The sequence below is a fragment of the Rhodococcus xishaensis genome (assembly GCF_004011825.1).
Lineage (GTDB): Bacteria > Actinomycetota > Actinomycetes > Mycobacteriales > Mycobacteriaceae > Prescottella > Prescottella xishaensis.
Window position 1 is genome coordinate 131,161 of record NZ_RKLO01000001.1, and the last position, 25,344, is coordinate 156,504.

Sequence of the window (25,344 nt, forward strand, 5' to 3'; positions counted from 1 at the left end):
GTTCGTCACTGGGTTGGACGCGCCGAACGCGGGCGCGGTTCCATTCGCTTGCCGGTCCTGGGCGGGAGTGCCAGCTTGCGAACACCATTCTGTGTAGCCATTCTGTGTAGCCATGGAAACGCGAGTGGTCGATCACCCTCTGGCGGCGGCTCTTCTGACGAAGATGCGCGACGAGCGCAGCGACAACGCCACGTTCCGGTCCGCGCTGCGGCGGCTCACCGAGATGCTGATCTACGAGGCCACCCGCGACGCCTCGATCGAGGAGTTCCACGTCACGACGCCGGTCGCCGTCACGAAGGGCGCGCGCCTAGCACGGCCGCCGCTGCTGGTTCCCGTGCTGCGGGCGGGTCTCGGCATGATCGAGCCGGCAAGCGCGTTGATTCCGCAGTCACACGTCGGGTTCGTCGGGGTGGCCCGTGACGAGCAGACCCACCAACCGGTGCCGTACATGGAGTCGCTGCCGGCGGACCTTTCCGAGGTCCCGGTGTACGTGCTCGATCCGATGCTCGCGACCGGCGGTTCGATGGTCCACACGATCGACCTGCTCGTCGCCCGCGGGGCCACCGACGTCACCGCCGTGTGCGTCGTCGCAGCCCCCGAGGGTGTCGCGGCTCTCGAGAGGTCCGGCCATCCTGTGCGTCTGATCACCGCGACCGTCGACGAGGGCCTCAACGAGAGAGCCTTCATCGTGCCTGGTCTCGGCGACGCCGGTGACCGCCAGTTCGGCCCTCGCTAGAAAGCCCGAAGGTGCCGCCGCACGAGGTTGGCGCGATCTCGGGCAGCGGAGCGGGCCGCGGCGAGCGTGTCGCGGCCCGAGACCGGTTCGACCACCTCGAAGTAGCACTTGAGCTTCGGTTCGGTGCCCGACGGCCGTACCGTCACGTGCAGATTCGGGCCGGCGAGGGCCACCGCGTCCGTCCGTAGTGGGCCGCGCACGGTGGCGAGGTCCCAGGCTTCCACCTCGATCCCGGCGATCTCCGTCGGGGGATCGGTGCGCAGTCGCTCCATGGTGCGACGGATCTCGTCAGGGTGCTCCGCCCGGCGTGACACCTGGCCCGTCGTGTGCACCCCGAACTCGAGTGCGAGGTCGTCGAGCGCGTCGAGCAGGGTCCGTCCGCTGCCGGCGAGATCGGCCACGAGATCAGCGACCAGTACGGCGGCGGAGACGCCGTCCTTGTCGCGCACCGCGCCGGGGTCCACGCAGTGCCCGATCGCTTCCTCGTACGCGTAGACCAGTCCGGCACCGGCCCGTACCAGCCATTTGAATCCGGTCAGGGTACGGGTCGACTCGAAGCCGCGGGCGTCGGCGATCTTTCCCAGCAGGGTCGACGACACGATCGTCGTCGCTACCAGCGCATGCTCTGATGCGTGCGCGAGGATGCGGTCGCCGAGCAATGCGCCGGTCTCGTCGCCGGTGAGCATCCGCCAGCCGTTCGGTCCGGGCACACCGACCGCGCAACGGTCGGCGTCGGGGTCGAGGGCGATCGCGACGTCGGCGTCGACGGATGCGGCGAGCAAGAGCAACTCGTCCGTCGCTCCGGGCTCCTCGGGGTTCGGGAACATGACCGTCGGGAAGTCCGGGTCGGGTGCGAATTGTGTTGCAACGGTATGAATGTCGGTGAACCCTGCTGCACGCAGCGCCGCCACCGCCACATCGCCGCCGACTCCGTGGAGGGCGGTGAGTGCGATGCGAACGGCGCGACGGTCACCGATAGGCAGCGCCGCAACGCGCTCGAGGTACGCCGTCTCCATCGTGTCGTCGGCCGCGGTGACGGGCGCGCGCCGAGGGTGCCCGACGCGTGCGATCGCATCCTCGATCTCACGATCGGCCGGTGCGGCGAGGGGCGCACCGCCGTGCACGTACACCTTGTAGCCGTTGTCGGCGGGAGGGTTGTGCGAGGCCGTGATCTGCACGCCGGCGACCGCACCGAGTCGGCGCACCGCGAACGCGACGAGCGGAGTCGGTAGGGGCCGCGGCAGCAGGACGACGTCGAACCCGTCGGCCGCGAGTACCTCGGCGGCGGCGCGGGCGAACTCCTCCGAACCGTGACGGGCGTCGCGGCCGACGACCACGATCCCGACGAGGCGGTTTTCGCGGAGCCATCGGGCCAGCCCCGCGGTGGTGCGCTCGACCACGCCGACGTTCATGCAGCCTGGACCGTCGCCGACCGGGCCGCGGAGGCCGGCGGTGCCGAAGCGGAGGGGCGGGCGAGGTTGCGGGGGATTCACAGCTGGGTGAGCAGGTCGTGCAGCAGTGTGCCTACGCGGGCCGCGGACTCCCGTCCCGCCGCGAGGACCTCCGCGTGGTCGAGGTGTTCTCCGGTGGTGCCGGCCGCGAGGTTCGTCACGAGCGAGATGCCGAGGACTTCGGCCCCCAGCGCTCGGGCGGCGATGGTCTCGTGCACTGTCGACATTCCGACCAGGTCGGCGCCGAGGGTGCGGAGCATGCGGATCTCGGCCGGGGTCTCGTAGTGCGGGCCGGGCAGTCCTGCGTAAACGCCCTCTGCGAGTGACGGGTCGATCTCGCGCGCGATTGCCCGCAACCTGGGGCTGTAGGCGTCGACCAGATCGACGAACTGGGCTCCGACCAGGGGCGATCGGGCCGTCAGGTTCAGGTGGTCGCTGATGAGGACCGGTTGCCCGACGCTCATGTCGGCGCGGATGCCGCCCGCAGCGTTGGTCAGGATCACCGACTTCGCGCCGGCCGCGATCGCGGTTCGTACCGGGTGCACCACCCGGGCGAGGTCGTGGCCCTCGTATGCGTGTGTGCGCCCGAGTAGGACGAGCACCCGGCTGTCGCCGACCCGCACCGACAGCGCGGTCCCGGCGTGACCGACCGCCGACGGGGTCGCGAACCCGGGCAGGTCGGCCATCGGCACGCTTGCGGCCGGTTCTCCCAGCGCGTCGACCGCGGCCTGCCAGCCCGATCCGAGGATGACAGCCGCTGTGTGTCTTGCGATTCCGGTGCGGTCCGCGAGGACGTCGGCCGCCTGCTGGTCGAGGGTGCCCATGGACGGAAACAGTAGTGGGACAGTATGGATCGGCATGCTTGACACCATATGTTACTCGTGAGTAACCTCCGGCTCATGCCATATTTGAATCGCCAAGGCGACGTCTTCGTCCTGTACCTCGGCAACGAGGGAGAGGCGGACAACGAGAACCGGTTCCACCCGGACTGGGTCGAGGCCACGCACGCCCTGCTGGACGAGGTCGAGGCGCACGAGGGGCCAGCGGCCCTCGTAACGACGGCCACCGGCAAGTTCTACACCAACGGCCTCGATGTCGAATGGATCGCCGGCAATCTCGAGAGGCTGCCCGCCTACCTGGACCGGGTGCAGACGATCCTGTCCCGGCTGTTGACGTTCCCGATGGCGACGGTCGCGGCCGTGCAGGGCCACGCGTTCGGCGCCGGCGCGCTGCTGGCCACCGCCCACGACTTCCGCGTCATGCGCAGCGACCGGGGCTACTACTGCCTGCCCGAGGTCAACCTGAACATGCCGTTTCCGGTGGGGATGTCCACACTGCTCACCTCCCGACTGACACGGCAGACGGCCGTCGAGGCGATGACCACTGGCCGTCGTTACAGCGGTACCGACGCGGTCGCCGCCGGTATCGTCGACGACACCGTCGAGGGTGATCTGGTGCTCGACGCCGCCGTTGCCCGGGCATCCGCGCTGGTTTCGACCCACGGCGAGAACCTGGCCGGGATCAAGCAGGGCATCCACCGCGACGCCGTCGACGCGCTCAGGATCAAGACCGACGAGAGCAACCTCAAGTTCAAGTTGGGGTGACCCGGGTCGGCTCCCCAAGAGTGAGAGACTGGGGGCTGTGAGATCAGGAACCCCGTCGGCTTCGTCGCCGGCTTCGGTGTCGGATGCCGTGCTGGCGGCGCGCTCCGATCTCGTCGCGCTGTCGCACTCGATCCACGCCGAACCCGAGCTCGCGTTCGAGGAGCACAGGAGCGCCGCCAAGCTGGTCGAGTTCCTGCGCGGCCGTGGCTTCGATGTCCGGATGCAGATCGCGGATCTGCCGACGGCATTCGACGCGCGGTTCGGCGACGGTGAATTGGTGGTCGCGCTTCTCGCCGAGTACGACGCGCTGCCCGAGATCGGGCATGCATGTGGTCACAACATCATTGCAGCGTCGGCAGTCGGCGCCGGTCTCGCGCTGGCCCCGATCGCGGATGCGCTCGGGATCACCGTACGCGTCATCGGTACTCCGGCCGAGGAGTCGGGCGGTGGCAAGGTGCTCATGCTCGAGCGCGGTGTCTTCGACAACGTCGCCGCCGCGTTGATGGTGCATCCGGGCCCGTTCGACATCGTGGGCGCGACGTCGCTCGCGCTCGCCGACATCGCGATCACATTCACCGGGCGGGAGGCACACGCCTCGGCGGCACCGGAATTCGGGCGAAACGCCGCGGACGCGGTCACGGTCGCCCAGGTGGGCCTCGCCCTGCTGCGTCAGCAGCTCGCACCCGGCCAGCAGTTGCACGGCATAGTCAGTGCGGGCGGCACGGCCCCCAACATCATCCCGGCACGGGCCGAGATGCTGTACTACCTGCGTGCGCACACCGCCGCATCGCTCGACGAACTCGTTGCTCGCGCCGAGGCGTGTTTCGCGGCCGGCGCGCTCGCGACTGGGTGCACGCACGAGGTGCGCACGGTGTCGCCGGCCTACGCCGAGCTGCGGCCCGACCCCTGGCTCGTCGACGTCTTTCGCGAGGAGGTCACCGACCTCGGTCGCACCCCGGTGCCCGTGGACCTGGAGGCGTCCCGTCCGCTGGGCAGCACGGACATGGGCAACGTGACCCAGGTGATCCCCGGCATCCACCCGGTGATCGGACTGGATTCGGGCGGGTCGGTGATCCATCAACCGGAGTTCGCCGCGGCCGCGGTCACGGAGTCGGCCGACCAGGCCATACTCGACGGCGCGACAGCTCTGGCGCGCACCGTCATCCGTGCCGGACTCGATCCAGACCAGCGAGCGCGGCTGCTCGAGGGGGTGGAACGTCGGTGAACGAGGACATCGAGAAGTGGCTCGCCGAGCACGCGATGGATCTGTCCCGGTGGCGCCGACACTTCCACATGAACCCGGAACTGGCCCGGCACGAGTTCGGGACCACCTCCTTCGTCGCAAGTCAATTGTCCGCGGCGGGAATGTCGCCGCTGTTGCTGCCCGGCGGGACCGGCGTCGTCTGCGACATCGGGCCCGGCGGGATGCGGATCGGTCTGCGCGCCGACCTGGACGCGTTGCCGTTGCAGGAAGCGACCGGTGTGGCATACGCGTCCACGGTGCCCGGAGTCGATCACGCGTGTGGCCACGACGCGCACACCGCGATCCTGCTCGGAACCGCACTTGCGCTGAATGCGTTGCCACAGTTGCCGATCGGCGTGAGGTTCATCTTCCAGCCGGCCGAGGAGGTGATGCCTGGTGGCGCGCTCGACGTCGTCGCCGCAGGTGGGATGCAGGGCGTGTCGCGGATCTTCGCGCTGCACTGCGATCCGCGCCTCGAGGCGGGACGGGTCGGGGTCCGGGTCGGAGCGATCACGTCGGCCGCGGACACCATCGAACTCGTGCTCGACTCACCGGGTGGGCACACGTCGCGGCCACATCTGACGACCGACCTGGTGTACGCGATCGGCACCGTGATCACGGGTCTGCCCGGGTTGCTCAGCCGACGGATAGACCCGCGCAGCGCGACCGTGATGGTGTGGGGTGCGGTGAGCGCCGGGCAGGCGCCCAACGCGATCCCGCGCAGCGGCATCCTCACCGGCACCGTCCGCACCGGTGACCATGACACGTGGGCGCTGCTCGAGCCGACGGTCCGGGAGATCGTGCACGGGCTGCTCGCGCCGACCGGGGTGCGCTACGAACTCAACTACCGGCGCGGAGTGCCGCCGGTCGTCAACGACGAGGTGTCAGCGCGGATGCTCGAGGACGCCGTACGAGCGATCGGCCCCGACGCCCTCGCGGACACCCCGCAGTCGGGCGGCGGCGAGGACTTCTCGTGGTATCTCGAGGAAGCGCCGGGCGCTATGGCCCGATTGGGTGTGTGGTCGGGGCGCGGCCCACAGCTCGACATCCACCAGCCGACGTTCGACATCGACGAGCGGGCCCTCGCGACCGGTGTGCGGGTCTTGACGAACCTGGTGCTGCAGTCCTGAAACCAGCCTGGGAACCAAGCTAGGTCGTGCCGGGGCCCACGTTGCGGCTGTTGCGGGTGCGAAGATTGCGGACGTAGTCCTCGGGGGCTCCAGCGGTCTCGGCGGCGTCGGCGATGACACCGAGGTAGCGCGCAGAGGGCAGGCCGCCCTCGTACGCATCCAACACGTACAGCCAGGCCAGCACGGGGCCATCGGCGGTGTCGATCCGGAGCCGGATCTTGCGGTGCAGGCCCAGTTCGGACCCCTCCCACCGGTCCAGTCGGCTCTCGTCCTCGTCCGGGACGTCGTACAGCACCACGAACACCTTGGCGTCCGGATCGTCAGGATCCTCGACGACGGTGGCGAGCGCACCCTCCCAACCGATGTCGTCACCACTGAACGTCAGCCGCCAGCCGTGGAGCCAACCCGTGCCCGCCGTAGGGGAGTGTGGGCAGCGTTCGAGCATCTGTTCCGGGTGCATGTTGGACCCGTACGCGGCATAGATCGGCACGGCGGCAAGCCTAATCTGTGTTCAGCACCCACGGGTAGTGGGAGAGAAGTCCGACGCGCGATCGTGCGGGTTCGGCGCGGAGAAGGCAGTCCCCAGGGGGCCCTTGCCTGCGTGTTCCCGGTCACTGGAATAGCGTGGTCCGCGGGCCCACCGGAGATCCCGGTCGGGACCGCGAGCTTGGAGGACGAATGACCCGGATCGTGATCATCGGTGGCGGACCTGCCGGATACGAAGCGGCCCTGGTGGCTGCCCAGCACGGGGCCAACGTGTCACTGATCGACTCCGACGGCATCGGCGGCGCGTGTGTGTTGTTCGACTGCGTGCCGTCGAAGACCTTCATCGCCTCCACCGGAATCCGTACCGACATGCGTCGGGCCACCGATCTGGGTATTTCCGTCGACCCGTCGAGCGCCACTATCTCGCTCCCGAAGATCAACTCCCGCGTCAAGAACCTTGCACAGGTTCAGTCTTCCGACATCCGTGCTCGCCTGCAGAGTGTCGGCGTGCAACTGCTGTCCGGTAGGGCCGAGCTGATCGACCCGCAGATCGGTATGGCTGCCCACCTGGTCCGGGCATCGCTCACCACCGGTGAGGAGAAGACGCTCGAAGCCGACGTCGTCCTCATCGCGACCGGCGGCAGCCCACGCGTGCTACCAGGTGCCGTGCCGGACGGCGAGCGCATCCTGACATGGCAACACCTATACGACCTCGAGGAACTGCCGACCCACCTCGTGGTCGTGGGTTCGGGTGTCACGGGCGCCGAGTTCGTTTCGGCCTACACCGAGATGGGTGTGAAGGTGACGTTGGTGTCCAGCCGTGACCGTGTCATGCCGCACGAGGATGCGGACGCGGCGCTCGTCCTCGAGGACGTGCTCGCCGAACGCGGCGTGACACTGGTCAAGCATGCGCGCGCAGACAAAGTCGAGCGCACCGAGGACGGCGGCGTCGTCGTCAAGCTCTCGGACGGTCGCACGGTGCACGGCAGCCACGCGCTCATGGCGGTCGGCTCCACCCCGAACACCAGTGGCCTGGGCCTCGAGAAGGTCGGCATCGAGCTCGACGGGCGCGGCTACCTGCGCGTCGACCGCGTCTCCCGCACCTCTGTGTCCGGCGTCTACGCCGCCGGCGACTGCACCGGCCTGCTGCCGCTGGCCTCGGTGGCGGCGATGCAGGGCCGTATCGCGATGTACCACGCGCTCGGCGAGGGCGTGAGCCCGATCAAACTCAAGACGGTCGCGTCGGCGGTCTTCACCCGCCCGGAAATCGCCAACGTCGGCGTGAGCCAGGCTGCAATCGACAACGGCGAGGTGGCCGCTCGCACGGTCATGCTGCCGCTCAACACGAACCCGCGCGCCAAGATGTCGGGTCTGCGTCGCGGCTTCGTGAAGATCTTCTGCCGTCCCGCCACCGGGGTGGTCATCGGCGGTGTCGTGGTCGCGGCGACCGCGTCCGAGTTGATCCTCCCGATCGCGATCGCGGTGCAGAACAACCTCACTGTGGGAGACCTGGCCCAGACCTTCTCGGTGTACCCGTCGTTGTCCGGGTCGATCACCGAGGCCTCGCGTCAGCTCATGCGGCACGACGACCTCGGCTAGCTCGCGTCGCAGAATGTGAGAATTCCAGTTCACATTGTGAGTTGACTGTGGGATGATCCGGTAGGTCGAGACCCTCGGCCTCATCTCCGCGCTCTCCGCCCCGTGGATCCGGGACGAAGTGGGTGCTCCCCGTTCGTCTTTCGTCGCTGTGCGCGACGGCGGTACCTCGTACTACGGAGTCGCCATGTCAGTCGATTCGTCGTCGCTCGGCCCGTCCCTGCGGCTGTCGTCGCGGATGGCCGGTGTGCGCAGTTCGGCCATCCGTGACCTGCTCACATTCACCGCTCGTCCAGAGGTCATCAGCCTGGCGGGCGGGCTCCCCGCGGTGGAACTCGTGCCGCGGGGACGCATCGCGCAGGCCGCGCGGCGGGCACTCGGCGACCCGCACTCGGTCCAGTACGGCGAGACGTCGGGGTGGGCGCCACTGAGGGAAACCGTCGCCTCTCGCGAGAGCGAGGCGGTCGGACGCCGTGTCGCACCGGCCGAGGTGGTCGTGACCCACGGCTCGCAGCAGGCACTCAGCCTGCTCGCGCAGGTACTGCTCGACCCGGGAGACACCGTCGTCGTCGAGGAGCCGGGCTACACCGGGGCGTTGCAGGTGTTCCGGGCGGCGCAGGCCGCAGTGGTGCCCGTTGCTCTTGACGCGAACGGCATGGACACCGCTGTCCTCGAACAGGCCCTACGTGAAGGATTGCGACCCAAAGTCGTTCACACGGTCAGCAACTTCCACAACCCTCGCGGCGTGGTGCTGTCCGCGCAGCGACGGGAACACCTGGCGTCCCTCGCGGATCGGTACGGGTTCTGGATCATCGAGGACGATCCGTACGGCGAGTTGTGGTTCGACGCGCCGCCACCCGCGCCCGTCGCCACCCACTCGGACCGGGTGCTGCGGCTGTCGAGCGGGTCCAAGACCGTGGCGCCGGCACTCAGGATCGGCTGGCTGCACGGCGATCGCCGGGTCTGCGAGGCGGTCGAACTCCTCAAGCAGGGCGCCGACCTGTGCGGGTCGTCGCTGACGCAGAGGATAGCGACCGAGTTGCTCGACGACCGCACGTGGCTCGATTCCCATCTGGCGGCCATTCGAGGTGCCTACTCAGCGCGGTCTCATGCTCTGGTCGGCGCGCTCGAATCCGTTTTCGGGGAACGTATTTCACACACTCCGGTCTTTGGCGGCATGTTCTGTTGGATCGAGTTCGCCGACGGTTGCGACGCCACCAGTCTGCTTGCGAGGGCCATCGAACACGACGTCGCGTACGTGCCGGGCGGCGCCTTCGGCGTTGCGGACGCCCACTCGCACGCGGCGAGGTTGTGCTTTGCGACGTACGGCGGTGAGGTGCTGGTCGAAGGTGTCAATCGGCTGCGCCAAGCCTACGACGCCCATATACGGACTCCCTGGTCTGTAACCGGGCACTGAGCGGCGTCCGGGACCGGGTCGAGTTATCGACTTATGGCCCTATGCCTCCCCTCCGGGGCGCACCGACACTGGTGTCATCGACCGGTATCGGGAGATGGCGATGGCCGATATGAACATTTCGGTGGCGCGCTTGTGGCGCCTCGCGCCATGGAGCGGTAATCCCCTGATGCGCCCCAGCGATCGACTCGAATCTCTCTCGATACTGTTCGTCGCCCTGGTACTCGCGATGTTGGTACCGCTCGCCGGGGCGGTGGGCACGAGCACCTATAGCGGTCTCTCCGACGCCTCGCGACAGGTCAGCCAGACAAACCGCCAGGTTCCCGCCGTTCTGCTCGGAGACGCTCCGTCGCCGCAAGCTCGCGGCACAGGCATGTACGACCGCGCTCGTGCGGAGTGGTCGGTGGACGGCACACCCCGCACAGGCTTGATCCACGTCGACGGCGAGATCCAAGTGGGTCGAACCGTCGACATTTGGATCGACCCCGAAGGCAACTACACGGAAGCGCCGAGCACCGGCGCGGAGAACGCCTTCGGCGCGGTGGGTGCCGCGCTCATGTTCTGGGCCTTCGGTTCGGCAGGATGCGTGCTCGTGCTGCTCGCAGTCCACTCGCTGGCGAACAGGTACCGGCTGCGCTGCTGGCAGCGGGAATGGGACACCGTCGGCCAGACACGAGGGTGGTCGCTGAACTGATCTTCGACCCAGCGGTGCCACCCCGATAAGCGGCGAGGCGAGTTGGGGCGAGACTATGCGGACGGATCTTCGTGCTCGTCGGTCCAGCCGTACGTGCGTTCTACCGCACGGTTCCACCCGGCGTAGAGGCGTGCTCGTTGCGGTTCGTCCATCCGAGGCTCCCAGGTCTTGTCCTCGGCCCAGTTCTTGCGGATGTCGTCCTCGCTCTTCCAGAATCCGACCGCCAGACCGGCCGCATAGGCTGCCCCGAGGGCGGTGGTCTCGTTCACGACCGGGCGCGTCACCGGGACGTCGAGGATGTCGGACTGGAACTGCATGAGAGTCTCGTTGACAACCATGCCGCCGTCCACCTTGAGCGAGCTCAGTTCGACGCCGGAGTCGGCGCGCATTGCCTCGATGACCTCTCGGGTCTGGTACGCGGTGGCCTCGAGGGCCGCACGCGCGAGGTGCCCCTTGTTCACGAATCGGGTGAGCCCGGCGATGACGCCGCGGGCGTCGGGTCGCCAACGGGGTGCGAACAGTCCCGAGAAGGCCGGCACGAAGTACGCGCCGCCGTTGTCGTCCACGGTCTTCGCGAGCGGCTCGATATCCTTGGCGGACTGGATGATTCCCAGGTTGTCGCGTAGCCACTGGACGAGTGCGCCGGTGACTGCGACCGATCCCTCGAGCGCGTACACGGCGGGATTTTCTCCGAGCTTGTAGCAGACGGTCGTGAGCAGGCCGTTCTCGCTGCGGACGGGCGTCGTTCCGGTGTTGAGCAGCAGGAAATTGCCCGTTCCGTAGGTGTTCTTGGCTTCGCCCTCAGACAGGCACGCTTGCCCGAACGTCGCGGCTTGCTGGTCGCCGAGAATGCCGGCGACGGGGATGTTCGGCGAGATTCCGGGCAGGACGAGGTCACCGTAGATCTCGGACGAACTGCGGATTTCCGGCAGCATCGATGTCGGAATGCCCATCGCCTCGCAGATCTCGTGATCCCAGTCGAGGGTCTCGATGTTCATCAACAAGGTTCGGGACGCGTTGGTGACGTCGGTGACGTGCAGACCGCCGGTGAGGTTCCACAAGATCCACGAGTCGATCGTGCCGAAGCACAGTTCGCCGGCCTCCGCACGTTCACGGGCGCCGTCGACGTTGTCGAGGATCCAGCGGGCCTTGGGGCCGGAGAAGTACGTCGACAACGGCAGGCCAGTCGCCTCACGGAACCGCCCGCTGCCCTGGTCGCCACCCAGTTCGGTGCACAGTCGGTCGGTGCGGGTGTCTTGCCAGACGATCGCGTTGTAGACGGGCTTGCCCGTGTTGCGGTCCCACACGACGGTCGTCTCACGCTGGTTGGTGATGCCGGCCGCCGCGATGTCCTGGGCCGTGAGACCGGTCTCGGCGAGGACCGATACAATCATCTCCCGAGTATTGCTCCACAGCTCTTCCGGATCGTGTTCCACCCAGCCCGGTTTCGGGAAGATCTGTTGGTGTTCCTTCTGGGCCGCACCGACAACCCGACCACCGTGATCGAAGATCATGCATCGGGTCGAAGTCGTTCCTTGGTCGATGGAGGCGATGTACTGGGTCACGGTGATCCTCGTCTCTCGCGCGGTCTGGCCACGAAGCTACTAGCCTGAGAACAGATCCGCAGACAACCACGGGAGACCGAGTTGGACAAGCAGCCTGGTGTGCAGTTCCTTGGCCCCGAACAACGGGAGCGGGCCTGGGCGCAGTTGGGAACCGAACAGTTCGATGTGGTGGTGGTCGGTGGCGGTGTCGTCGGGGCGGGTGCCGCCCTCGATGCCGCGACCCGTGGCTTGAAGGTCGCCCTCGTCGAGGCGCGCGATTTCGCGTCGGGCACGTCGTCACGGTCCTCGAAGATGTTCCACGGCGGCCTGCGCTACCTCGAACAACTCGAGTTCGGTCTGGTTGCGGAGGCGTTGCGCGAGCGCGAGTTGTCGATGTCGACCCTCGCGCCCCACCTGGTCAAACCGCTGAGTTTCCTGTTCCCGCTGACCCACAGGGTGTGGGAGCGCCCTTACATGGCGGCTGGCTTCCTTCTGTATGACCGGATGGGTGGTGCGAAATCGGTTCCGCCGCAGAAACATCTGACACGTGCGGGAGCGTTGCGTATGGCGCCCGGCCTCAAGCGGAACGCGCTCATCGGTGGAATCCGTTTCTTCGACACTGTCGTCGACGATGCCCGCCACACCATGACGGTCGCACGCACGGCCGCTCACTACGGGACGGTGGTACGGACCTCGACGCAGGTAGTGGGTTTCCTGCGAGAAGCCGACCGAGTGTCGGGCGTACGGGTGCGCGATTCGGAGACCGGAGCGACGACGGCGGTCAGGGGCCACGTCGTGATCAATGCGACGGGCGTGTGGACCGATGAGATCCAGGCGTTGTCCAAGCAGCGGGGCCGGTTCCGGGTGCGGGCGTCCAAGGGCGTTCACGTCGTTGTTCCACGAGATCGCATTGTGAGCGACTCCGCGATCATTCTGCGCACCGAGACGTCGGTCCTCTTCGTCGTCCCTTGGGGCAATCACTGGATCATCGGCACCACCGACACCGACTGGAACCTCGACCTTGCCCATCCGGCGGCGACAAGGGCCGATATCGACTACATCCTGGGCCGCGTCAACACAGTACTCGTCACCCCGCTCACGTACGAGGACATCGACGGCGTCTACGCCGGACTGCGACCGCTGCTGGCGGGGGAGAGCGACGAGACGTCCAAGCTCTCGCGCGAGCATGCAGTCGCCCGAGTAGCGCCTGGACTGGTGGCGATCGCCGGCGGCAAGTACACCACCTACCGGGTGATGGGCCGTGACGCCGTCGATCTCGCCGCCGAGGACATCCCGGCACGGGTGGCGCCGTCGATCACCGAGAAGGTCCCGCTGGCCGGTGCCGACGGATACTTCGCACTGATCAACCAGACGGTGCACTTGGGGGCGCTGCATGGCCTGCACCCCTACCGGATCAAGCACCTGCTGGACCGCTACGGGTCGCTGATCGACGAGGTCCTCGATCTCGCTGACGGGTCACCGGAACTGCTCGAGCCGATCACCGAGGCGCCTGCCTACCTGCAGGTTGAGGCCGTGTACGCGGCCGCAGCGGAGGGTGCCCTGCATCTGGAGGACATGCTCGCCAGGCGCACCCGCATCTCGATCGAGTACTCGCACCGCGGCGTGGATTGCGCCGAGCAGGTGGCGCGTCTGATGGCCCGGGTGTTGGGCTGGACCGAGGCTGAGATCGTGCGCGAGGTGGGCAACTACCGGGCCCGGGTCGAGGCCGAGATCATGTCTCAGGCCCAGCCCGACGATGCGTCCGCAGACGCCCTGCGGGCGGCCGCGCCCGAGGCACGGGCCGAGATCCTCGAGCCGGTTCCGGGAGCGGTGCCTAGTGGGTCGGTACGACCTTGAGGACGACGATGGCCGTCGCGGAGATCGCAAGGACCGCAGCGGCGCTCAGGGTGTAGCCCGAGGGCCGTTCCCCGCGAACGTCTTGTCCTCATCGGCCACCTCGACGCGGTCGACGAGGAGGAACGGGTAGCGGTGCGGGATGGAGCCGAGGATGGCGTCCTCACGGACGCGCACCGGGGCACCGTCCGCGTTCGGGGTTTCCGTCCAAAGGGTCTCGGTCATAATTGATCATCTTTTCGCCTGGATTTCTTCGAGCCTCCGGGCGAAAGCGACGTTCATGTGGTGGCCTCCGCGGACGGCCTCGATGCGCAGGCCGCGCAGCGAGCGCCCGAGGAGGGCGAGGTCTCCGATCAGGTCAAGGGCCTTGTGCCGGACGAACTCGTCCTCGAAGCGCAGACCCTCGGGGTTGGCGATGCTGTCGTCGTCGGCGATGACTACTGCGTTCTCGAACGAGCCGCCCTTGGCCAGGCCGTGAGCGTGGAGGTGTTCGATCTCGTACTCGAAGCTGAACGTCCGGGCCGGGGCGATCTGGGAGAGGTAGTTCTCGTTGGTCAGCGAGAGCTCGAGCGTCTGGGTGCCGATGAAGGAGCGCTCGTGGCTGTAGACGACCTTGATCTCGAGGGCCTCGGGATCGTCGATCGGCGCGGCGCGGTAGGCGATGTCGCCCGACGCACTCTCGACCGGGGCCGCGAGGGTCAGGCGCTCGAGCGCCGACCCCTCGATCTCGACGACGCCGGCCTTCCGGATGGCCTCGGCGAAACCGAGGGAGGCTCCGTCGACGACCGGCGGCTCGGGGCCGTCGACGAGGATCTCGGCGTTGTCGACGTCGAGGCCGTTCAGGGCACTGAGGACGTGTTCGACGGTGTGGACCTCTACGTCCTCGCGGCCGACGTTCGTGCTGCGGACGGTGGCCGTAACCATGTCGAGGCGGGCCGGGATCCGCGGCTTGCCCTCGAGGTCGGTGCGGATGCAGACGTAGCCGGAGTCTGCGGCGGCCGGCTTCAGCGTCAGGCACGAGGCCTCGCCGGTGTGGATGCCGATGCCTTCGAGCGCGATCTCCTTCTTCAGAGTGGTCTGTGGGCGGGTCTTCTTCGCGGTCCCGACGGCCGCCTGGGTCCGGGTCGCGTTCGTGGTCACCTCTCCAACCCCGAGGCCTTCTTGAGCTTCTTGACGTCCTGCACTAGGCCGGGGAGTCTGCTCAGCATCGCTTCGATGCGCCAGGCCTCCTTCACGGGCCGGGCCGGTGTGCCGAAGACGACGGCGCCGTCCGGTACGGGCTTCATCGGGCCGGACTTGGCGAGGACGACGGCCCTCTTGCCGATCTTGGTGTGCTGGGGCAGGCCGGCCTGGCCACGGAGGATGGCCCCGTCGCCGATCTCGCAGGAACCGGCGATGCCGACCTGCGCGACGATGAGGACGGCCTTGCCGACCTGGACGTTGTGGGCGATCTGGACCAGGTTGTCGACCTTGGTGCCGGCGCCGATGCGGGTCTCGCTGTGGTTGGCGCGGTCAATCGTGACATTGGCCCCGATCTCGACGTCGGATTCGACGACGACCTTGCCGAGGTGGGGGATCTTCTCGTGACGCTCTTCGACCTGGACGTAACCATAGCCGTCCGAGCCGAGGACGCAGCCCGCGTGGAGGATGCACCGGTCGCCGACGACGCAGTCGGCGAGGACGTGTGCGCCGGGATGGAGGATGGTCGTCTGTCCGATCTTGGCGCCCGGACCGACGTAGGCGCCGGGGTGGATGATCGAGTAGTTGCCGACCTCGGCGTCGGCCTCGACGATGGCGCCCTGGAGGACGGCGACCTCGTGCCCGAGCCGGGCGGCGGGATCTACGATGGCCTGGGCGTGGATGCCACGCTGGATCTTCCGGGCCACCGAGCGTTGGTAGATGCGGGCGACGAGGACGAAGCCCCACAGCGGGTTGGCGACCCATACCTTGGGTCCTTGGAAGGAGATCTTGCCCTTCTCGGAGGCCGGGACGAGGAGGCAACCGGCGTGCGTGACGCTGAGGTGGTCGGCGAGCTTCCTGCCTTGGAAGTAGCTGACATCGGTCGGGCCGGCGGTCTGGATGCCCGCGACGCCGTCGAAGGCGGCCCCGGTGTCTCCCTCGGCTTCTCCGCCGACGAGTTCGGCGATCTCGGTGAGTGTGATCCTCATAGTCTCTCCAGGACCCGCTGGGTCAGGTCCCACGGCATTCTCGCCTAGGAGGATCGATTCCTTGTCCATGACATGGGATCTCGGTCCATGACACGGGATCTCGGTCTATGGCAATGGATCTCGGCACCACCGACACCGACTGGGACCTTGGCCTTGCGGCGACAAGGGCCGATATCGACTACATCCTGGGCCGGGATCAATATGGTACTCGTCACCCCGCTCACGTACGAGGACGTCGACGGCGTCGACGCCAGACTGTGACCGCTGCTGGCGGGGAGGGCGACGAGACGTCCGAGCTCGCCGAGGCTGAGATCGTGTGCGCGGCGGACAACTACCGCGCCCGAGGCACGGGCCGAGAGCCTCGAGCCGGTTCCGGGAGCGGCCCCTAGTGGGTCAGTACGAGCTTGAGGACGACGATCGCAGTCGCGGAGATCGCAAGGGCCGCCGCGCCGATCAGTGTGTAGCCCGAGGGCCGTTCCCCACGCAGTCGAGCGATCACGAAGACCATCGACGCGATCCGGACCAGGATCGTGACCTCGGCGATGAGCTGAGCGGTAGACGGCTCGAGCCATCCGAGGAGGGCGGTCGCCAGCACCACGACCGGGACGACCGCGGAACTGAGGACCGGCACCGAGTCGCGTAACTCGGCCAGGCGTTCGACGGTCGTCAACTGGCGTCCGGCGCGGACCGATTTGCCCACCCCTTCCGCGAAAGCGTGCGCGACGAAGGTCGAGAGCGCGGTCCCTGCAACGACGGCGATGATGCGGGTGTCGCTGTCGGAGGCGGTCTCCGGGATGAGCGCCGCGAGGATCAGGATGTTGCCGTACACGTAGGCGCTGATCCGGCTCGCGGCGTTGTCCCGGTCGAGGGGAACCGACCGGCTCAGCAGCGGACGGTTCAGTAGCGAGCGACGATCCGATTCCATGCGACAGAGCGTCGCACGGTCAGCACACCGGCGGGGAGTAGTGACTCGGATCGTCGCGGTGCTGCAACGGTGGCAGGTTGCGGGCCGGCGTGTGCACCAGGGGTGCGTCGGCCGGGGTGCGGCCGCTGACCCTGTCGAAACCGCCGCGGGCCCGCGGATGTTTCCGTCGGCGCGCCGGGACCAGGTGGAAGCCTGCGTTGACGGCCTGCCCCACTCTTCGGTGCAGCCAGGCGTCGACCGGGGTCCAGCGATAGCCCAGCAGGTCTCTCACAGCTTGGTCGTACAGGCCGACCGTCAACCACACGAATCCCTTCGACACGGGGATTCGGATCACCCGCCAGGCGGGTTCGGGCAGCCACGTCAGGAACGGCGGCCGGTCGACGCCGGACAGGTCGAGTACGTCGCGGGTGGCCTTGTTGTCTTCGAGGACGTTGCGGCACATGTGATCCCAGTACTGCTGGAACTCCTCCCAGGTGCGTGGCACGGGGCGCATGCTCATTCCGTACAGGCGGTACCACTGGATGTGCTCGAAGAACAGCTGACGCTTCTGCGCCTCGGTGATGCCGCCCATGAAGTTGTCGGCGGTAAGGATCGTGCCCACGAAGAACGTCGCGTGCGCCCAGTAGAAGGTGTCCGGATCGAGGGCGTGGTAGCGGCGCCCCTTGGCGTCGACACCCTTGATGTTGCGGTGGTAGTCACGGACCTCCTCGGCCGTCTGCCGGGCTCGATCGCCGTCGAAGACGACACCGCCGATCGGGTACAGCGAGCGCAGCAGACGCTCCCATCGCTCCTCGAAGAACCGGGAGTGCTGTTCGACGCCCGCGCCCAGACCGGGATGCATGTTCTGCATGGATCCCGCCCACAGCCCCTGGAGCATCCCGCGCCAGTCCCCGAAGTAGCGCCAGGTGAGCGAGTCCGATCCGAGGGGGACCGGCGAATTCGGAGATGTCACGTGCTGCCCGCCTTCCGTCAAGGACCTGACTGCACCTGGTCTCAGGCTACGTAGCGGCACAAGTGGCGCTCAGTCGTTCAGTCGGGCCGGCGGCTGACATGTTGGGCAGTAGTAGACGGCGCGCTGTGCCCCAGATTGTTCCCCGCTGTCGGTGGCGACGATCGTCGTCCCGCACCGCAGGCAGGGCTCGCCGCCGCGCCCGTACACCCACTCGCGCCGGCCGGGCCGTCGATCCCCGGTGGTGATACGTGCTGCACGACGGCAGTTGGCCTGCAGCAGCCGATGCGCCAGGTCCACGACCGCCGGCAGGTTCGGCACCCGATCGGTGGGTGTGCGGGGGTCGACGCCACGCAGGAAGCAGATCTCGTTGCGGTACGCGTTCCCGATGCCGGCCATGATGCGCTGGTCGAGCAGGGCCTCACCGATCGGACGGCAGCCGGCAGCGGCGAGGTTTGCCGCTGCGGTCGAAGCGTCCCAATCCGGGCCGAGCAGATCCGGGCCGAGGTGCCCGACGACGTCGTCCTCGTCGCTGCGTGCGATTACCTCGGTGATTCCGAGCAGAAATCCCACCGCGACAGTGTCCTGCGTGCCGAGAACGATCCGCGCCTGGTGCGCCGGGCGCGTCCAGCGAGTTCCACGCGGGTACACCTGCCACACGCCGTCCATCTTCAGGTGGGTGTGGATCGTGTGTTCGCCGACGCGGATGAGCAGGTGCTTGCCGCGGGCAAGCACCTCATCGACCCGTTGACCCGACAGATCGACGGTCGCAAAGCGCGGCACCCGGATGTCGCACTCGGTGAGCGTGTTTCCGGTCAGAGCCGCGTCGAGTCGAAGCGCGACCCGCCAGACGGTGTCTCCTTCCGGCACGGCTCACGCTCGCAGTCGGTAGCCGCGTGGGGTGGCCGAGAACCCTACCTCCGCGAGGAGTTCGCCGAAGTCGTTGCCGTGGATGGTCAACCCGTCGACCTTCTCGACCACGACCTTGTCGATGCCGCCACGTTTGACGGTGGCGGCGAGCGATTCGGTGGCGGTGCGCAGGGCACCGATGTCGTCGGTGAACGTCAAGACGGTGCGTCCACCGCGTTCGACGAACAGCACCAGCTCCCCGTCGACGAGCACTACCAGCCCGCCCGCCTTGCGGCCGGGGCGGTGCCGCGTGGCTGCGCCGCCGTCGCCACCGGCCACCGACGGCGGCCAGGGCAGTGCTGCGCCGTACGGGTTCGCGGGATCGGACGCCGCGAGGGTGACCGCAGGCGCCGACGGGTGCCGGCCCTCGATCGAGTCGCCGTAGGTGCGGAGGCGGTCGACGACGTCGGGCGTGGAGAACTGTGCCCCACCGAGGGCGTCGACGAAGTGGCCGCGGCGGCAGCGCCCACTGTCCTCGAAGCTGCTGAGCACCTTGTACATCAGGGCGAATCCACCAGGGACGTTCTCGCTTACCACCGAGCCGCGAGTGACGACGCCATAGCGTTCGAGGAGCAGGTCCGCGGTCGCATGGGCGCGCAGTGTCGGGTCGGGTTCGGGTGCGGGGAGCAGCGACCAGCGCCCGCCGACGGTGGGAGGGCCGGAGTGCGTCGGCAGGATCGGACGGCTGAAGCGCCGGTACGCGTGGGCGCGTGGGGCGCGGCGAGGGGTGCGGTGGCTGGGGGTGGCGCGTGAGGTGTCCGACAGGAGCGCCCGCAGCGGGGCGAGGGTGTCGTTGCCGATGCGACCGGCCCATACGAGGTCCCAGAGTGCGGCGGTGACCGCCGTGTCGTCCACGCCGCGGGACGCGGCCATGCCCGTTGCGCCCAGTGCGTCCGACAGCTGCCGGAAGAAGTATGCACCGCCCCCGGCGAGGGCATCCAGGATGGCGCGGTGCAACTCGGTGAGGTCGATGTCGGCCGGGGGCGCGAGCGTCAGCGGTGACGACTCGGCCAGGTGCAGACTGATCCAGCCGTCTTTGCCGGAGATCTGCCCGGCGCCTGCCCAAATCACCTCACCTGTGGAGGTGAGTTCGTCGAGCATCGCGGGCGAGTAGTCGCGTACCCGGAAGCCGAGGATCAGCGATTCCAGGGCCGACGCCGGAACCGGCACCCCTGCAAGTTGTTCCACGACGGATACGACACCGTCCAGCCCGCGCAGCGAACCGCCGACATGCTGCCAACTCGGGAGGAAGCGCCCGAGAGTGGCGGTACTGACCGGTTCGACGTCCTCGCGCGCGGCCGCGAGCGAGCGCCGCCGTAGTCGGCGCAGTACCTCGGCGTCGCACCACTCGCTGCCTGAGACACCGGGACGGAACTCGCCCTCGACGACCCTTTTTTCGGCTGCGAGTCGGGTGAGGACATCCCGCGCGACGGCGGCACCGATGCCGAACCGTTCGGCCGCTTCGGCGAGCGTGAACGGCCCGTGGGTGCGGGCGTAGCGGCTCAACAGATCGCCGAGAGGGTCGTCGACGGGTTCGATGAACGCGGCGGGGGTACCGATGGGCAGAGGCACGCCCAGGCCGTCGCGCAGGCGTGCCGCGTCCTCGATCGCCGTCCACCACTGCCTGCCCCCGAACGACACCTGAAGTGCACGGCGGTGTTCGACGAGATCGGTGAGCCACGGCAGCGGGTCGCCGGTCGCGCGGGCTGCCGCCTCCGCGGTGGTGAGCGGGCCGAGCAGGCGCAGCAAGTCGGCCATCCCCTCGACGTCACGAGCGTGGCGCTCCGGAACGAGGCGTTGCAGTTCCCGCTCGGCCTGCGCCATGACGTCTGCATCGAGCAGTTCCCGCAGTTCGACCCGCCCGAGCAGTTCGGCCAGCAGTGTGGAGTCGAGCGACAAGGCCGCCGCGCGGCGTTCGGCGAGCGGGCTGTCGCCCTCGTACATGAACGCGCCTACGTAGTCGAACAGGAGTGCGTTCGCGAACGGCGACGGTGTCGCAGTCTCCACCTCGACCATCCGGATCTGGCGGCGAGCGAGGCGGCCGAAGAGTTCGCGCAGCGCCGGGAGGTCGTAGACGTCCTGCAGGCATTCGCGCACGGTCTCGAGCAGGATCGGGAATGTCGGGTACTTGCGGGCGACGTCGAGCAACTGTGCCGATCGTTGTCGCTGCTGCCACAGGGGCGCCCGCTTGCCCGGGGTGCGGCGCGGCAACAGCAGTGCGCGCGCGGCACATTCGCGGAACCGGGACGCGAACAACGCCGAGCCGCCCACCTCGTCGGTGACGATGTCCTCGATCTCGTCACGCTCGAACGCGAACAACTCCGCGCCAGGTGGGGTGTCCTCGGTATCCGGCAGGCGGACGATGATGCCGTCGTCGGAGGCGGTGGGGGCGGCGTCGACGCCGAAGCGTTCCTGCAACCGCGAGCCGACCGCGAGCGCCCACGGCGCGTGCACGCGCAGGCCGTAGGGCGAGTGCAGCACCAGTCGCCAGTCGCCGAGTTCGTCGCGGAACCGCTCGACGACCAGCGTCCGGTCGGTGGGAACCCGGCCGGTGGCCTGTTGCTGGTCCTCGATCAGGGCGGAGAGGTTGGTGGTGGCGTTGGTGTCGAGACCAGCTGCGACGCAGCGCGCTGTGACTGCGTCGGGAGCGCTGGACGACAGCTCCCGCAGGAACCCGCCGAGAGCCTCACCGAGTTCGGCGGGGCGGCCCAGACCGTCGCCGTGCCAGAACGGTAACCGCCCGGGCAACCCGTACGCGGGGCTGACGAGGACCCGGTCGTAGGTGATCTCCTCGATCCGCCAACTGGTGGCGCCGAGCGCGAAGACGTCGCCGACACGGGACTCGTAGACCATCTCCTCGTCGAGTTCGCCGACGCGCGATTGACGCTCGCCCACCATGTAGACGGCGAACAGCCCCCGGTCGGGGATGGCGCCACCCGAGGTGACCGCGAGGCGTTGCGAGCCGGGGCGACCCGTAAGGGTGCCGCCGTCGCGGTCCCACACCAGGCGCGGTCGCAGTTCTGCGAACTCGTCGGACGGGTACCGGCCGGAAAGCAGATCGAGGGTCGACTCGTACGCCGATCGGGGGAGCGTCGCGAAAGACCCGCTGCGCCGGACCGCGTCGAACCATCGCTCGACGTCGAGCGGTTCGAGCGCCGTCGCGGCAACGGTTTGTTGAGCGAGTATGTCGAGCGGATTGGCGGGGATCTCGAGGGCCTCGATCCGGCCCGCTGTCATGCGTTCGACGGTGACGGCGCAGTGGATCAGGTCGGTGCGGTGCTTGGGGAACAGCACGCCGCGGGAGATCTCGCCCACCTGGTGTCCGGCCCGGCCGACGCGCTGCAGGCCGCTCGCGACGGAGGGAGGTGCTTCTACCTGGACGACGAGATCGACTGCGCCCATATCGATTCCGAGTTCGAGACTGCTGGTGGCGACGACGCAGCGCAGGCGACCCGACTTGAGGTCGTCCTCGATGAGGGCGCGTTGGTCCTTGCTCACCGAGCCGTGGTGCGCCCGGGCGAGCAGCGGATCGGCGCCGTAGTTGACCTCGGTTGGTGCCCCGATCTGTGACGGCGGTCCGCCCTGCCGCTCGACGCCGTCGCCATTGCGTTCGGCGTAGATCTCGTTGAGCCTGGCGGTCAGCTTCTCGGCGAGACGTCGCGAGTTCGCGAACACGATCGACGACCGATGTTCGAGGATCAGGTCGACGATCTGCTCCTCGACGTGCGGCCAGATCGATCCGGCCTGCGGGGTGGGGGAGACCGAGTCCGGGTCCGGCTCGGCGAGACCGAGTTCGGTCATGTCCTCCACCGGAACCCGAACGGTGAGATCGAACGTCTTGGCGGCGGGCGGTGCCACGATGCGGATTGGTGCGGCGCCGACGAGGAAGCGACCGACCTCGTCGTGGGGACGCACGGTCGCGGAGAGGCCGATCCGCTGCACAGGCTTCGCCAACAGCATGTCGAGGCGCTCGAGGGAGAGTGCGAGATGGGCGCCGCGTTTGGTACCGGCGACGGCATGAACCTCGTCGACGATGACCGTCTCCACGCCGGCCAGGGATTCCCGCGCCGACGATGTCAGCATCAGGAACAGCGACTCGGGGGTCGTGATGAGGATGTCGGGCGGCGTCTTGATCAGTTTGCGGCGTTCGCCGGCGGGGGTGTCGCCGGAGCGGACACCGACCCGGATCTCCGGCGGGTCGGACCCGAGGCGCTTCGCGGTCTGGGTGATGCCGACCAGTGGTGCCCGGAGGTTGCGCTCGACGTCCACACCGAGCGCCTTGAGCGGAGAGATGTAGAGGACGCGCGTGGTGCGCTCGTCGTTGTTGGCGGTGTCAGTCGCGAGTCGGTCGAGCGCCCACAGGAACGCCGACAGCGTCTTACCCGAGCCGGTCGGTGCTACGACGAGGGTGTGCGAGCCGGTCGCGATCGAGTCCCACGCCCCCAGCTGAGCGGCCGTGGGCGCGTCGAAGGCGCCGTCGAACCACTCTCGGGTGGGGGCGGAGAAGCGGTCGAGGACGCCGTCCATGTGGTCCATCTTGCCCGTCGGTACTGACAACCTTCGTTCCGCGTTCAGTACCTCAGCTCGGCTGAATCAGTCTTCGCCCGCCGTTGGTATTCACCCACGAGAAACCAACCGGTCCCCCCTTACTGACCGAACTCAGTCGGGTTGCGGTGAGGCGTGCCCGCTATATGCGCCCGCGCAGCACGAGCGCGTTCGACAGCCCCGGCGAGAAGAATCCGATTACCCGCAGGGCCTCGGCGTAGGTGGGCATCAGTTCCACCGGACGGGTGCGGATAGCGGTCACGAACCATTCGGCTGCTTCCTCGGGTCGCAGCGCCGGCATCGTGTCGTAGTCGGCGGTCGGCGCGATCATCGGCGTCCGCACCAATGGGAAATGCAGGGTACTCACGGCGATTCCCCGGTCCGCGACCTCGGCTCCGAGGCTGCGCCCGAACGCTTCGACGGCAGCCTTCGACGCGTGGTACGCCGCGAACTTGGGCATCACCCCGGAGGGCACCCCCCAGGTGGCAACGTTGATGATGTGTCCGTCGCCGCGTTCGAGCATCGACGGCAACAGGGCCAGGGTGAGCCGGGTCGCGCCGAAGTAGTTGATCGCCATCGTGCGTTCGAAGTCGTGGAAGCGGTCGAGCGAGTCCTCCACGGTGCGCCGAATCGAGCGTCCTGCATTGTTGACGAGTACGTCGACTGGTCCGACCTCGGCAAGGACCTGCGCAGCGAGCCGGTCGATGTCGTCGGGGTCCGTCAGATTGGCAGAGAAGGCGTGGGCACGGCCACCAGCGTCACGGATGTCGTCGCGGACGGACTCGAGGCCCTCGACACCGCGGGCGACGAGGATCACCTCCGCCCCGAGCGCGGCGAGCCGTCGTGCCGCCGCTTCGCCCACACCGGAGGAACCACCCGTGATCAGCACACGTTGGTCGGCGATTGGCCGGCCGGTCCCTGGTAGCACGCGCGCAGCCAGTGCGCGCGGCGAGGGGAGCGGGTTGAGGGCGGCGGAAGTGAGCAGCTGTCGGATCACGGCTACAGGATGGCAGGCCCTCCTCGGCGGTCGAAGGCGGGGGTGTGCGACCGGTCACGATCGAGCCCCGCCCCAGCCGAGCGGATCCAGCAATGCGGGCATCCGACTGGTCGCAGCGGCGAAGATCCGGCCCACTGGCGCAACGCCCGGAGAGACTGCGCTCGGCGCGTATCGGGCATCGGCGCCTGTCCGTTCGGGCAGTTTCGTCCGCGGTCGCCGGTCCGTCGGTAGTCCGGCAGTGAAACAACACGAGACGGGCGCTCAACCATGCTCATGCGGAATAGGTTGGGGCAGTAGGGAAATGCGGTCGAATCGGACATCGTCGAACGACATTCAGTGCGGTGACGGCCCGTGCTATCGAATCGCTCGAGATTCGGTATCGAATCTCAGCTAGCCCATACGGACCGGCCTCCACTTCACTAGTCTAGTCGATGTTCCGGACGGTCTTTGACCAGCTCGGGGCCGTCTTCCGGCAAGGAGGGGAGCTCCCCGATGAAACTCCACAAGACTGCGGCTGTATCAGTGTTAGCCATCGCGGCGCTGGGGGTGGCCAGCGGAACCGCATACGCGGAGCCTGGCGCACCACCGGCCCCTGGCCCGATCGGCTACCAAACCCAGATCGGCCCGAACGGAGCGTCACTCGAAACCGTCCTGGATGCAGGAACATTCCGTGTAGCCGGCAACGTCGTCGACGTCGTCGACCCGGCAGGATCCACGGCGGAGGTCATACCGTTGAGCTATCAGGTAGCCGGAACCACCGTTCCGCTCGTGCCCTCGATCGACGGCAACAAGCTCACTCTCACGCCGGAGATCCCTGTGCAAGCAGTTGCGGCGCTGCAGAACGTGGACGCTCAGCAAGATGCCTACAACAACATGATCCGGGAGATAGAACAGGGCTGGTTCAACGGCGGTGCCATGGGCGCTCAGATCGGTGCCGGAGTTGGTGCGGTCGTCGGATGCGTGCTGTTCCTGTTCGTCGGATGCATTCCGGGTGCGATGATCGGCGGCGCCATCGGCGCGTTCAACGGCATCAGCACCGCAAACCCGGCGGTTCAGCCAGCCATCTTCGACTACATCGCCACCCTCAACTGATCCGTCC

The 25,344-nt window shown here is 68.0% G+C and carries 21 protein-coding genes and 1 pseudogene; 10 read left to right on the forward strand and 12 right to left on the reverse strand.

The window, feature by feature from the left end:
- The first annotated feature begins 112 nt into the window (after positions 1 to 112).
- Positions 113 to 736 (forward strand): uracil phosphoribosyltransferase, encoded by a 624-nt coding sequence (gene upp / locus EGT50_RS00710; RefSeq protein ID WP_127950707.1) that lies wholly within the window; start codon positions 113 to 115, stop codon positions 734 to 736.
- On the opposite strand, the gene EGT50_RS00715 is transcribed toward upp, so the two are convergent.
- Positions 733 to 2,229: a phospho-sugar mutase gene (locus EGT50_RS00715; RefSeq protein WP_408014566.1), complete on the reverse strand. Its 1,497-nt coding sequence runs from the start codon at positions 2,227 to 2,229 to the stop codon at positions 733 to 735. The genes upp and EGT50_RS00715 overlap by 4 nt on opposite strands.
- Complete coding sequence (locus tag EGT50_RS00720) at positions 2,226 to 3,011, reverse strand: purine-nucleoside phosphorylase (RefSeq protein ID WP_206615725.1); 786 nt, start codon at positions 3,009 to 3,011, stop codon at positions 2,226 to 2,228. The genes EGT50_RS00715 and EGT50_RS00720 overlap by 4 nt, the downstream gene beginning before the upstream one ends.
- A 75-nt stretch (positions 3,012 to 3,086) precedes the next feature.
- Here EGT50_RS00720 and EGT50_RS00725 point away from each other — a divergent pair, with 75 nt between their 5' ends.
- Genes EGT50_RS00725 through EGT50_RS00735 form a run of 3 tightly spaced genes read left to right on the forward strand, consistent with a single transcriptional unit; the run spans position 3,087 to position 6,164 of the window.
- Entirely contained in the window at positions 3,087 to 3,791 is a 705-nt protein-coding gene (locus EGT50_RS00725; RefSeq protein WP_127950709.1) for an enoyl-CoA hydratase-related protein, read from the forward strand.
- Positions 3,792 to 3,828: 37 nt separating this feature from the next.
- Positions 3,829 to 5,016, forward strand: a complete 1,188-nt coding sequence (locus tag EGT50_RS00730; RefSeq protein WP_127950710.1) for a M20 family metallopeptidase — start codon at positions 3,829 to 3,831, stop codon at positions 5,014 to 5,016.
- The gene (locus EGT50_RS00735; protein ID WP_127950711.1) at positions 5,013 to 6,164 is read left to right on the forward strand and encodes a M20 family metallopeptidase; all 1,152 of its coding nucleotides are present in this window, start codon (positions 5,013 to 5,015) and stop codon (positions 6,162 to 6,164) included. Before EGT50_RS00730 ends, EGT50_RS00735 begins: the two co-directional genes overlap by 4 nt.
- Positions 6,165 to 6,183: 19 nt before the next feature.
- Here the strand turns inward: EGT50_RS00735 and EGT50_RS00740 are convergent, their stop codons facing one another.
- A complete protein-coding gene (locus EGT50_RS00740) occupies positions 6,184 to 6,654 on the reverse strand; it encodes a gamma-glutamylcyclotransferase (protein ID WP_127950712.1) in 471 nt (156 codons plus the stop codon).
- 188 nt (positions 6,655 to 6,842) lie between these two features.
- Here EGT50_RS00740 and EGT50_RS00745 point away from each other — a divergent pair, with 188 nt between their 5' ends.
- From EGT50_RS00745 to EGT50_RS00755, 3 genes are all read left to right on the forward strand, one after another.
- Complete coding sequence (locus EGT50_RS00745) at positions 6,843 to 8,249, forward strand: NAD(P)H-quinone dehydrogenase (RefSeq protein WP_127950713.1); 1,407 nt, start codon at positions 6,843 to 6,845, stop codon at positions 8,247 to 8,249.
- Positions 8,250 to 8,433: 184 nt separating this feature from the next.
- Positions 8,434 to 9,663 (forward strand): aminotransferase-like domain-containing protein, encoded by a 1,230-nt coding sequence (locus EGT50_RS00750; protein ID WP_127950714.1) that lies wholly within the window; start codon positions 8,434 to 8,436, stop codon positions 9,661 to 9,663.
- 100 nt (positions 9,664 to 9,763) lie between these two features.
- On the forward strand, positions 9,764 to 10,354 hold the full coding sequence (locus EGT50_RS00755; RefSeq protein ID WP_127950715.1) for an Rv1733c family protein: 591 nt from the start codon (positions 9,764 to 9,766) through the stop codon (positions 10,352 to 10,354).
- Between the two features lie 53 nt (positions 10,355 to 10,407).
- Here the strand turns inward: EGT50_RS00755 and glpK are convergent, their stop codons facing one another.
- Positions 10,408 to 11,919, reverse strand: coding sequence for a glycerol kinase GlpK (gene glpK / locus EGT50_RS00760; protein WP_164873317.1), 1,512 nt, complete (start codon positions 11,917 to 11,919; stop codon positions 10,408 to 10,410).
- Between the two features lie 81 nt (positions 11,920 to 12,000).
- On the opposite strand from glpK, the gene EGT50_RS00765 reads away from it, so the two are divergent.
- Positions 12,001 to 13,755, forward strand: coding sequence for a glycerol-3-phosphate dehydrogenase/oxidase (locus tag EGT50_RS00765; protein WP_127950717.1), 1,755 nt, complete (start codon positions 12,001 to 12,003; stop codon positions 13,753 to 13,755).
- A gap of 45 nt (positions 13,756 to 13,800) precedes the next feature.
- Here the strand turns inward: EGT50_RS00765 and EGT50_RS16930 are convergent, their stop codons facing one another.
- From EGT50_RS16930 to lpxD, 3 genes are read right to left on the reverse strand one after another with little or no spacing between them, the layout of a single operon-like run.
- Entirely contained in the window at positions 13,801 to 13,977 is a 177-nt protein-coding gene (locus EGT50_RS16930) for a hypothetical protein (RefSeq protein ID WP_164873318.1), read from the reverse strand.
- 6 nt (positions 13,978 to 13,983) lie between these two features.
- Positions 13,984 to 14,892: a UDP-3-O-acyl-N-acetylglucosamine deacetylase gene (gene lpxC, locus EGT50_RS00770; protein WP_164873319.1), complete on the reverse strand. Its 909-nt coding sequence runs from the start codon at positions 14,890 to 14,892 to the stop codon at positions 13,984 to 13,986.
- Entirely contained in the window at positions 14,889 to 15,920 is a 1,032-nt protein-coding gene (gene lpxD / locus EGT50_RS00775; protein WP_164873320.1) for a UDP-3-O-(3-hydroxymyristoyl)glucosamine N-acyltransferase, read from the reverse strand. The genes lpxC and lpxD overlap by 4 nt, the downstream gene beginning before the upstream one ends.
- 119 nt (positions 15,921 to 16,039) lie before the next feature.
- Between lpxD and EGT50_RS17170 the strand changes: the two are divergent.
- A pseudogene (locus tag EGT50_RS17170) lies at positions 16,040 to 16,237 on the forward strand (glycerol-3-phosphate dehydrogenase); the annotation flags it as partial.
- A gap of 68 nt (positions 16,238 to 16,305) precedes the next feature.
- On the opposite strand, the gene EGT50_RS00780 reads toward EGT50_RS17170, so the two are convergent.
- From EGT50_RS00780 to EGT50_RS00800, 5 genes are all read right to left on the reverse strand, one after another.
- Positions 16,306 to 16,845, reverse strand: a complete 540-nt coding sequence (locus EGT50_RS00780) for a hypothetical protein (RefSeq protein ID WP_127950720.1) — start codon at positions 16,843 to 16,845, stop codon at positions 16,306 to 16,308.
- Positions 16,846 to 16,864: 19 nt separating this feature from the next.
- The gene (locus EGT50_RS00785) at positions 16,865 to 17,818 is read right to left on the reverse strand and encodes an oxygenase MpaB family protein (RefSeq protein ID WP_127950721.1); all 954 of its coding nucleotides are present in this window, start codon (positions 17,816 to 17,818) and stop codon (positions 16,865 to 16,867) included.
- A 48-nt stretch (positions 17,819 to 17,866) separates the two neighbouring features.
- A complete protein-coding gene (locus EGT50_RS00790; protein ID WP_127950722.1) occupies positions 17,867 to 18,664 on the reverse strand; it encodes a DNA-formamidopyrimidine glycosylase family protein in 798 nt (265 codons plus the stop codon).
- Positions 18,665 to 18,667: 3 nt separating this feature from the next.
- Positions 18,668 to 23,230: an ATP-dependent helicase gene (locus tag EGT50_RS00795; RefSeq protein WP_127951321.1), complete on the reverse strand. Its 4,563-nt coding sequence runs from the start codon at positions 23,228 to 23,230 to the stop codon at positions 18,668 to 18,670.
- A 160-nt stretch (positions 23,231 to 23,390) separates the two neighbouring features.
- A complete protein-coding gene (locus EGT50_RS00800) occupies positions 23,391 to 24,245 on the reverse strand; it encodes an SDR family oxidoreductase (RefSeq protein WP_127950723.1) in 855 nt (284 codons plus the stop codon).
- A gap of 492 nt (positions 24,246 to 24,737) precedes the next feature.
- On the opposite strand from EGT50_RS00800, the gene EGT50_RS00805 reads away from it, so the two are divergent.
- Positions 24,738 to 25,337 carry a hypothetical protein gene (locus tag EGT50_RS00805; protein WP_127950724.1) on the forward strand — a complete coding sequence of 200 codons (600 nt, stop codon included), beginning with the start codon at positions 24,738 to 24,740 and terminating at the stop codon, positions 25,335 to 25,337.
- Positions 25,338 to 25,344 lie beyond the last annotated feature (7 nt).